Annotated in this window: 10 protein-coding genes; 7 read left to right on the plus strand and 3 right to left on the minus strand. The window is 62.9% G+C overall.

Going from position 1 to position 9,439, the window contains the following annotated elements; translation table 11 throughout:
* Positions 1-30: 30 nt before the first annotated feature.
* Both VL752_RS04200 and VL752_RS04205 read right to left on the minus strand, forming a co-directional pair.
* Positions 31-1,245 (minus strand): MFS transporter, encoded by a 1,215-nt coding sequence (locus tag VL752_RS04200; protein WP_325352491.1) that lies wholly within the window; start codon positions 1,243-1,245, stop codon positions 31-33.
* A gap of 150 nt (positions 1,246-1,395) precedes the next feature.
* Positions 1,396-2,013, minus strand: coding sequence for an FMN-dependent NADH-azoreductase (locus VL752_RS04205; RefSeq protein ID WP_325352492.1), 618 nt, complete (start codon positions 2,011-2,013; stop codon positions 1,396-1,398).
* Positions 2,014-2,111: 98 nt separating this feature from the next.
* On the opposite strand from VL752_RS04205, the gene soxR reads away from it, so the two are divergent.
* The 7 genes from soxR (at position 2,112) to VL752_RS04240 (ending at position 8,786) form a co-directional block, all read left to right on the plus strand.
* Complete coding sequence (soxR, locus tag VL752_RS04210) at positions 2,112-2,576, plus strand: redox-sensitive transcriptional activator SoxR (protein ID WP_325352493.1); 465 nt, start codon at positions 2,112-2,114, stop codon at positions 2,574-2,576.
* Positions 2,577-3,014: 438 nt separating this feature from the next.
* Positions 3,015-3,944 (plus strand): AraC family transcriptional regulator, encoded by a 930-nt coding sequence (locus tag VL752_RS04215; RefSeq protein WP_325352494.1) that lies wholly within the window; start codon positions 3,015-3,017, stop codon positions 3,942-3,944.
* A gap of 43 nt (positions 3,945-3,987) precedes the next feature.
* Complete coding sequence (locus VL752_RS04220; protein WP_325352495.1) at positions 3,988-5,079, plus strand: sugar ABC transporter substrate-binding protein; 1,092 nt, start codon at positions 3,988-3,990, stop codon at positions 5,077-5,079.
* 61 nt (positions 5,080-5,140) lie between these two features.
* Positions 5,141-5,962: an ATP-binding cassette domain-containing protein gene (locus VL752_RS04225; RefSeq protein WP_325352496.1), complete on the plus strand. Its 822-nt coding sequence runs from the start codon at positions 5,141-5,143 to the stop codon at positions 5,960-5,962.
* Entirely contained in the window at positions 5,959-7,194 is a 1,236-nt protein-coding gene (locus tag VL752_RS04230) for a sugar ABC transporter permease (RefSeq protein ID WP_325352497.1), read from the plus strand. The genes VL752_RS04225 and VL752_RS04230 overlap by 4 nt, the downstream gene beginning before the upstream one ends.
* A 72-nt stretch (positions 7,195-7,266) precedes the next feature.
* Positions 7,267-7,995 carry an SDR family oxidoreductase gene (locus VL752_RS04235; protein ID WP_325352498.1) on the plus strand — a complete coding sequence of 243 codons (729 nt, stop codon included), beginning with the start codon at positions 7,267-7,269 and terminating at the stop codon, positions 7,993-7,995.
* 26 nt (positions 7,996-8,021) lie between these two features.
* Positions 8,022-8,786 carry an SDR family NAD(P)-dependent oxidoreductase gene (locus VL752_RS04240; protein WP_325352499.1) on the plus strand — a complete coding sequence of 255 codons (765 nt, stop codon included), beginning with the start codon at positions 8,022-8,024 and terminating at the stop codon, positions 8,784-8,786.
* A gap of 105 nt (positions 8,787-8,891) precedes the next feature.
* Here the strand turns inward: VL752_RS04240 and VL752_RS04245 are convergent.
* Positions 8,892-9,439: AMP-binding enzyme (locus VL752_RS04245; protein WP_408863056.1), on the minus strand; the 548-nt coding region annotated here is incomplete at its 5' end.

Consider the following 9,439-nt stretch of genomic DNA (forward strand, 5'->3'; position numbering starts at 1 on the left):
GCAGCACGCTGTCACGCTCGGCAAATCGTACTAGCTCGCTGTGGCCGCGGCTTGGCGACGAATGAGCAAAAGCAAAGCGACTGCGACGAGGATCGCCGTGGCACTGGAAAAGATGATAGTTGCGCGCTGAATTCCGACGGCTTGGACCGCGAAGCCAATTCCAATAACCGGCGCCGAAATGGCAATATAGAGTATGACAAAGAAGCTTGACGTCACCTCAGCCCGCTGGCTCGGGGGGCTTTTGGCCGAGATATCGCTCAGACCTGCCCGGAAACTGATTCCCTGACCGAGACCTGCGGCAATGGTTCCGATCAGCAGCGCGCCCAGCGATTCTTCAACAGCGCAGACCACCACACCGAGCAAGCCAACAATGAGGCTGAGACAGCCGCTCGGCTGTCGCCATGGCAATGCCAGATGTGCTTGCACGACCTGTCCGCAGGCTGACGACAAGAAGAAGAGAAAAACGATGGCGCCGATCAAGACCGTGCCGTGAAAGCCCAATTCGGTCCTGATCAATTCCGGTGCGACGGCGGCAAAAAATCCGATGACCATGAAACCCGCGAAGCCCGCCACGGCAGCCGGAATGAACGTCTCGCGCACGGACACGGGCAGCGACATTTTCTGGCCCGCCAATTTGATGCGATGAGGCAGTTGCACGGTCTCGGGCACGCCGATCATCGCCAGGATAGCGACCATGACGAGGCCCAGATGCACAGCAAATGGCAGACGCGTCGGCCAGGGCGCGATGTCAACAAGTATGCCTCCTAACAGAGGGCCGCATCCCAGACCAAGCATGTTGGATGCCGTGGCTACAAGCGTCGCGTGTTGCCGCCACGCGGGGGGTGCCAGTTCGACGAGTTCAATTACCGCGACCGTTGCTGTGCCGGTGAAAATGCCGGCAGAGATGCCCGACAGCAACCGGCCCAGCATGAGGCCGAGAAGCCCATCGCTGAGAAGAAAGCAGACGGCGGAGGCTGCAGACAGGCACAGTCCGGCGATAAGCATGCGCCGACGCCCGAGCTGGTCTGACCAGTTGCCGACGATCAGCAAGGCTCCAAAGACGCCGACCGCGTAAACCGCGTAGATCAAGGTGATCACTGGTGTCGCGAAACCGTATTGCAGTTGGTAGTCGTGATAGATGGCCGTGGGGAGCGTGGTTCCCGTCATGGTGATCAGGAACGCCAGAGCGACGATCACGAATGCCGTGGGCGATCGAGATGAGCCGGATACTGGTTTCAATCGCATTCTTCATCTCCGACGCCCGAATGGGCAAAAGCACGGGGCTAGGGGTTGCAAGACCGTGGCCGGGGCCCCGGACGCTTGTGTGATCGTCCAGGGGCTTTCGGCCGGTACCCGCTCGATCGCGGCAAAGGTGTGGGCGGTGGTGGCCAGGCTTTAGATTGGCCGGAGGGCACCAATATCGCACTTCGCCCGTTCGAGCGACTTGGACCGCTGCTCAGGGCTGATCGCCACACCCTCGACCCGGATGAAGTCGATATCCGTCACGCCAATGAAGCCAAACAGACTCCGGAGCAGAGGCTCCTGGTGATCCAGCATCGCAAGAGGCGTCTCAGCTCCGTAGAAGCCACCACGGGCCGAAGCCACTATGACGCGTTTGCCACTGACCAATCCCTCCGCGCCGGACTCCGTGTATCGGAAAGTCTTGCCGGCAACGAGGATGCGATCGATCCAGGCCTTGAGCTGGGTGGGAATGGTGAAGTTGTACATCGGCGCACCGATGACGACGATGTCAGCCGCCAGGAACTCTTCCAGAACGCGAGCGCTGAGAGCGAGATCATGCTGCAGATCATGCTCATGCAACGATGGCGCGCTCTGAGCGGCGAGGTAGGCGCCAGAGAGGTGCGGGACCGGCTCTGTCGCCAAGTCCCGGTGATGGACGATGGCATCCGGGCTGGCCTGTCGGAGGTGGCTCACGATCTCGGACGAGACGTGACGTGTAATGGAGGCATCGCCGACGATGCTGGAATCGATCAGCAGAACCTGTTTAGGCATGGAGGCTGCTCCTTGAGGGTCTCCGACGCGGCGTCGGGGAGCTTGCATCGGCAAGCCAGCAAGTCCATAAAACCTCAACTATGGTTGAGGTCAAGGGGATGGATGCAACCGCGAACGGCAACCTGCGGCAGCAACTCAGCGTCGGGGAGGTCGCGCGCCGGAGCGGCGTTCCCGTTTCAACGCTCCACTTCTATGAAGCGAAGGGGCTGATCGCGCCCTCGCGAAGCTCTGGCAATCATCGCCAGTATTCGCGCACCATCCTGCGACGCATTGCAGCAATCAGAGTGGCGCAACGCGCCGGAATCCCGCTGGCAACAATCCGCGACGCCATGGAGGCACTGCCGGACGGACGCACGCCAACGGCCGCCGACTGGCAGAAGCTCGCGCGTGACTGGCGAGACATGTTGCAGATCCGTATCGACAGTCTGACCCAGCTCCGCGACCAGTTCGAACATTGTATTGGATGCGGATGCCTGTCCCTGACTGAATGCCCCCTTCGCAATCCCGCGGACACACTTGGGCGGACAGGCTCTGGCCCGGTGCTTCTCAACAGAATGCGATAGAGCCGAAGAGGCACTGGCCATCAAAATCTGAACAACCCGGTCGAACAGGACCCCGCGGGCGACGCTCCGGAGACCGAAGAACCAGTTCGATCTTGGGGGATTAAGCGCGACGCCAGCACTGTGTCCGCCGTCTGCTACGGCTAGATGTGCGCCTGAAACAGCCGTTTCAATCAAAAAACCGCGCAAAGGCGCATATAGAAGCGCTACAATTGCCTGGACACGCGGAGGGCGACTGGGAGCCCGGGCGGTCAAAAAAGTATCGGCCGCGGTACCATGGAGAAGATGTGCAACGGAACGGCCCGCGCTATCCTTGCTGTCAGAAGATGAGCCTTCCGATCTTTAACGGAGGCCACAGGGAGAGACACCAATGCCTGATCATTGCGGAAAGGGCGGGCGGCGGCATTCGCCCCGCGCCCAGAACCACAAGGTCTGAAGGACGTGGCACAGCCCGAGCTTGAGATCATCGTCGTGGATGATGGTGCGCCATTCAGGATTTGGTCGCACGGCTATCCATTCCGGACCGTGCGCTGGCACTTTCATCCCGAGTTTGAAATCCACCTCGTCACGGCGACCAGCGGCCGTGTCTTCGTGGGCGACTATATCGGCGCTTTCGCTCCGGGTAATCTGGTGATGACAGGACCGAACCTGCCACACAACTGGCTGAGCGATGTCGCGCCAGGTGTCACCATCCCGGAGCGTTGCATCGTGCTGCAATTCGGGGCGGCCTTCATCGAGGCCTGTTCCGGCCTTTTTCCCGGCCTCGATCTTCTTGGCCTGATCGACCAGTCGCAGCGCGGCATCGAATTCTCCGACGCTGCGAGCAGGACCGTCGCGCCCCTGATGCAGGCCATGCTGGCGGCGGACCGGCTCGGCCATCCCGCGATCTTCCTGCAGATCCTCGAACAACTCCTGCGGGACAAGTGCCGGCGCCTGCTCGCCAGCGTCGGCTACGAGACGCAGCCCGCCACCTACATGACACAGCCCTTGAACCATGTGCTTGACCATATCGCGCGGAATCTGAGTTGCAATCTGTGCGAGACCGAACTCGCCGTGCTCTCCGGCTACACGCCGAGTGCCTTTTCGCGTGCCTTCCACCGCCAGACGGGCATGACCTTCACTTCCTACGTCAACAGCCTGCGGATCAATCGGGCCTGCCGGCTGCTGACGACATCTGACCGGCTGGTGACCGACATCTGCTTCGACGTCGGGTTCAACAACCTGTCCAATTTCAACAGGCGGTTTCAGGCCGTAACCGGGACGACGCCGAGCACCTATCGCCACCGCCATCGGGAGAACGACCGCGCGCTTCTGAGAAGTGAAGAGAGCGCTCGGCCCGGGCACCTAAGCATCGTCGGGAACCGCACATAGAAAGCGGACAACCCCAATCACAAGAAACTGGAGGAACGAAGACATGATATGGACCGAGACGCCGATCCGCCGCTCTCTGGGCGCCCTGGCTTTGGCAGCCGCCCCGCTGTTCGCGCCCGTCCCGGCGGCCCACGCCGCCTCGCTGAGCGACGCGACCGTCGCCTTCCTCATGCCGGATGAGGGATCGACGCGCTATGAAGCGCATGACAGGCCAGGCTTCGTGAAGGAAATGAAAGAGCTCTGCGCAAGTTGCAAAGTCCTCTATCAGAACGCGGATGGCGATGCCGCGCGCCAGCAGCAGCAGTTCAACTCCGTCATTTCGCAAGGCGCCAAGGCCATCGTGATCGACCCGGTCGATTCCACGGCCGCAGCCTCTCTCGTTAAAATGGCCCAGTCCCAGGGCATCAAGGTCATCGCCTATGACCGGCCGATCCCCTCGGCCAAAGCCGATTTCTATGTCTCCTTCAACAACGAGGCGATCGGCAAGATGATCGCAAGCTCGCTCGTCCAGCATCTGCAGGCGATGCATGTGCCGGACACCCAAGGCATTCTGGAGGTGAACGGCTCACCGACCGATGCCGCCGCCGGTCTTATCAAAAAAGGCATGCATGAGGGTCTCGCAACAGGCCCCTACAAGACTCTTGCGGAATACGACACGCCGGACTGGCTGCCGCCGAAGGCGCAGCAATGGGTCGCGGGCCAGATCCTGCGGTTCGGCCAGAAGATCGCGGGCGTTGTGGCGGCAAATGATGGCACGGGGGGAGCCGCCGTCGCCGCCTTCAAGGCAGCGGGTGTCGATCCGGTGCCGCCCGTCACGGGCAATGACGCGACGATTGCCGGCTTGCAGCTCATCATCGCCGGCGACCAGTACAACACCATTTCCAAACCGAGCGAGATCGTGGGCGCCGCTGCCGCCAAGGTTGCCGTCGCACTGCTGGAAGGCCAGACGCCGGCTGGCAACACGACCCTGTTCGGTACGACGACGGAGCTTTTCACGCCGACGCTTGTGACTGCCGAGAACCTCAAAGCCGAAATTGTTGACAAGGAGATCAACGGCAAACCGATCGAGCCGGCTTCGGTTCTCTGCACCGGTCGCTATGCCGATGGCTGCAAGAAGCTCGGGATCACGCCTTGATGCACGATGACGCGCCCGGCGCCGCCCGTCGTGCCATTTGGCTTTGTGGAGGATAACGGCAGTGACCGACCAGACAGGACAGGGCGGCGGGCGCGGCGAGCCGGTCTTGAAGCTGCGCGGTATCTCGAAGCACTTCGGCGCGGTCTCCGCGCTCACAGACATCGCGCTTGAAGTGCATGCCGGCGAAGTGGTGGCGCTCGTCGGTGACAATGGTGCCGGCAAGTCCACGCTCGTCAAAATCCTGGCGGGCGTGCACCAGCCGAGCGCCGGCACGATCAGCTTCCAGGGCAGGGAGGTCAGCCTGGCGGACCCCGGCGCCGCCCTCTCCCTGGGCATCGCGACGGTGTTCCAGGACCTCGCGCTGTGTGAAAACCTCGATGTCGTTGCCAATATTTTCCTGGGCCGCGAGGTCGGGCGTTACGCGCTCGACGAAGTTGCCATGGAGATCAAAGCCTGGACCCTGCTGAAGGAGCTGTCGGCGCGCATTCCGAGCCTGCGGGAGACGGTCGCCTCCCTCTCGGGGGGCCAAAGGCAAACGGTTGCCATCGCACGGTCCCTGCTTCTGGAACCGAAGCTTATCCTTCTCGATGAGCCGACGGCGGCGCTTGGTGTGGCCCAGACGGCTGAAGTGCTCGACCTCATCGAGCGGGTGCGGGAGCGGGGGCTGGCGGTGATCATGATCAGTCACAACATGGAGGATGTGCGTGCCGTGGCGGATCGGATCGTCGTGCTCCGGCTCGGCCGCAACAATGGTGTCTTCCACTCCGATGCCAGTAACCACGAATTGGTCAGCGCCATCACCGGAGCGTCCGAAAACGCCGTCTCGCGCCGCCAGCAGCGGCGACGGGGCCAGGATGGCGGCGCACAGGAGACCCATCCATGAGCGGCTCCAAGCTTATCGATCGCTCGGATGAGCGGCTGCGGCACGACGAATCCCTCGCCGGCGCACTGCGCGGCTTTTTGGATCGGGTACGCTCCGGCGATCTCGGGTCGCTGCCGGTCGTCGTCGGCCTGATCGTCATTTGCGCGGTGTTCGAGAGCCTGAACGGCGTTTTCCTGTCGAGCCGGAACATCGTCAATATCCTCTATGATTCCTCCACCATCGGCGTGATCTCGCTCGGCATCGTCTGCATCCTCATGGTGGGTGAAATCGACCTTTCAGTGGGATCGGTGAGCGGCTTTTCCTCGGCGCTCGTCGGCGTGCTTTGGGTCAATGCCGGTTGGCCGGTCGCCTTCGCCATCATCCTCGCCATCCTTGCCGGGGCGGCCATCGGTTTGATCTACGCGGTGCTCTTCAACCGCTTCGGCATGCCGAGCTTCGTCTCGACGCTTGCTGGCCTGCTCGCCGTGCTCGGCCTGCAGCTTTATCTTCTCGGCGAGAGCGGCTCGATCAACCTGCCCTATGGCTCGCCGCTGGTCAGTTTCGGGCAATCCCTGTTCATGCCCGCTTACCTCGCCTACCTTGTCGTCATCCTGGCCGGGGCAGGCGTTTTCCTGAGCGGCTACCGAAGAGCCGCGCGGCGGCGCGCTGCCGATCTCTCGGCCCAGGCGACGCGGTTCATCCTCGCGCGCGCCGTGGCTGTCACGCTCATTCTCGGCGCTGCCGTGTTCTATCTGGAACGGACGCGCGGCGTGCCCTGGATGCTGTGCTTCTTCCTGGCACTCGTCGTGCTGCTCAACTACGCGCTTACCCGCACGCAATGGGGGCGGCAGCTCCGTGCGGTCGGCGGCAATCGTGAGGCGGCGCGCCGCGCCGGCATCAATGTCCGCTGGGTCTATATCAGCGCGTTTATGCTCTGCTCGGCCTTTGCGGCGGTCGGCGGTGTGCTGTCCTCGGCACGCCTCGCCTCCGCCAGCCAGCAGGCCGGGACAGGGGACGTCAACCTCAATGCCATCGCCGCCGCCGTCATCGGCGGCACGAGCCTTTTCGGCGGTAGGGGCAGCGCCTACTCGGCACTCCTCGGCATCATTGTGATCCAGGCCATCTCGAGCGGCCTGACCTTGCTCGATCTCTCCTCCTCGTTTCGCTACATGATCACCGGCGCAGTCCTCGCGGTCGCCGTGATCGTCGATTCGCTCGCCCGCCGATCACGCGCATCACACGGCCGGGCCTGAACCCGCGCCTCGCCAAGAACCGCTTTGGCGCCGCGGTGCCCCGCGGTGCCGCCACGTGAAGGAAGAAATGACATGACCCAGACCCTATCGGGCAAGGTGGCGGCCGTGACAGGCGCCGCATCCGGCATTGGACTCGCATGCGCCAAAACCTTTCTCGCGGAAGGGGCGACCGTCGTTTTCGTCGACCGGGCCGAAGAGAAGCTTCGCAGCATCACGCAGGCGCTCGGCCCGCGCGCCATCCCGCTCACAGTCAACCTCACGGAGCCGGCGAGCGTCTCCACCATGATGCCACGCCTCCTGGAGGCCGCAGGCGGGCTGGACATCTTTCACGCGAATGCGGGCTCCTATGTCGGCGGCGACATCGTGGACGGTGACCCGGATGCCTGGGACCGCATGCTGGCACTCAACGTCAACGCCGTTTTCCGCACAGTCCATGCCGTGCTGCCGCATATGATTGCGCAGAAATCGGGGGATATTGTCGTGACCAGTTCGGTCGCCGGTATGATTCCGGTCGTCTGGGAGCCGATCTATACCGCATCAAAACACGCCGTTCAGGCCTTCATCCATACCGTGCGGCGTCAGGTCTCCCGGCACGGGGTGCGGGTCGGCGGTGTGGCACCGGGACCTGTCATCACCGCCCTTCTGGACGATTGGCCCAAGGCAAAGATGGAGGAGGCCTTGGCGGCGGGTAGCCTCATGGAGCCGGGGGAAGTTGCGGCGGCCGTGCTGTTCATGGTTACGCGCCCGCGCAATGTTGTTGTGCGGGATCTCGTCATCCTGCCGCAGAATCTTGATCTTTGACGGAATCACAGTTGGGGAGAGAGCGCATGCCCTATCAGATCGATCTTACAGGCCGGCACGCTCTGGTCACTGGCGGCACGCGCGGCATAGGACTCGCGTGCTGCCGCCTGCTGGGTGAAGCGGGTGCGAGTGTCGTCATCGCTGGCCGGGCGGTGGCGGAGGGGGAGGCTGCCGCGCGAGCCTTGGCCGATGACGGGATTACGGCGCGGTTCGTGAGCCTGAACGTCCTTTCGGAAAGCGCGATCGTAGAAGTCGTTGGGGAAATGGCGGCCGCGACGGGCATCGACATTCTGGTCAACAGCGCCGGCATCGCGCGCCACCGGGATACGCTGGATGTTGATGCGTCGCTTTGGAACGACCTCGTCGATACCAACTTCCGCGGCACATTTTTCTGCTGCCGCGAAGCCTTGCGCCACATGGCGCCGCGCGGGCAGGGGAGCATCGTCAACATCGGCTCCATCTCGGCGCAGATCGCGAATATTCCGCAGAACCAGGCGGTGTATAACGCATCCAAGGCCGCGGTACATATGCTCACGAAGTCGCTCGCCAGCGAATTCGCGGCGCAGGGCGTGCGGGTCAACGCCGTCTCTCCCGGCTATATCCTGACGGATATGACGCGCGGCGGCCTGGAGAACGCGGAATGGGCCAAGGTCTGGCTCGATATGACGCCGATGCGGCGGGTCGGCCGCCCGGAGGAGGTGGCGCAGGCCGTGCTCTTCCTCGCCTCGAACGCCTCAAGCTACATGACGGGTGAAATTCTGACGATCGATGGGGGCTATACACTGCGCTGACGGTGGCACGCAGTTCCGCGATAGCCGACCGGCATGGCCAACGCAGGCGCGGCGCAGTTGCCGACGGCAAGCGCTCCGCTTCGGCGAGGGACAGTCGGGGAATTTTCAGAGCCGCCGCGCACCTGTGGTGATCGCGTGCAGGAGACCGGCATCGCATGGCACGATCCGGTCCGTGCCGGGTTCATTGAACCAGAGACTGTCTGTTCCCTCATGGACAGACAGTCCTTCGCGAGCGAGCTGCTCCTGTTGCAGCTTGAAGGTTGCAGTTGCGGGAATCTGATCACACAAGCGCAGGAAGACCGGGCGTGCATAAGACGGCAGATGGGCGAGCATATGGGCCATCAGTGTCTCAGGGCGAAAGTCATCGTCGATTGTGAGTGCTGCCATACCTGCGCGGCCTTCCGTTCCTTCGACCGCGACACCGAAAACGACCGCGTCCGTCACGCCCGGGCACCGCATGATCACGGCGGCGACTTCGCTCGAGGAGACGTTCTCGCCCTTCCACCGGAAGCCGGAGCCGAGGCGATCCACGAAATAATAGTATCCGGCCGCGTCGCGCCGCATCAGATCGCCCGTCCGGAACCAGGCATCTCCCGGTGCGAAGACATCCGCCAATACCTTGCTTGCAGTTGCAACTGCATCGGTATAGCCGT

Origin of the sequence: Acidisoma sp. (assembly GCF_035492295.1) — a bacterium.
In the GTDB taxonomy this organism is placed as follows: Bacteria; Pseudomonadota; Alphaproteobacteria; order Acetobacterales; family Acetobacteraceae; genus Acidisoma.

Bases quoted from the DNA above. Each gene is read 5' to 3' on its own strand.
- VL752_RS04240 (WP_325352499.1), top strand. From the start codon at position 8,022: ATGCCCTATCAGATCGATCTTACAGGCCGGCACGCTCTGGTCACTGGC.
- VL752_RS04220 (WP_325352495.1), top strand. From the start codon at position 3,988: ATGATATGGACCGAGACGCCGATCCGCCGCTCTCTGGGCGCCCTGGCT.
- VL752_RS04205 (WP_325352492.1), bottom strand. From the start codon at position 2,013: ATGCCTAAACAGGTTCTGCTGATCGATTCCAGCATCGTCGGCGATGCC.
- VL752_RS04230 (WP_325352497.1), top strand. From the start codon at position 5,959: ATGAGCGGCTCCAAGCTTATCGATCGCTCGGATGAGCGGCTGCGGCAC.
- soxR (WP_325352493.1), top strand. From the start codon at position 2,112: ATGGATGCAACCGCGAACGGCAACCTGCGGCAGCAACTCAGCGTCGGG.
- VL752_RS04200 (WP_325352491.1), bottom strand. From the start codon at position 1,245: ATGCGATTGAAACCAGTATCCGGCTCATCTCGATCGCCCACGGCATTC.
- VL752_RS04235 (WP_325352498.1), top strand. From the start codon at position 7,267: ATGACCCAGACCCTATCGGGCAAGGTGGCGGCCGTGACAGGCGCCGCA.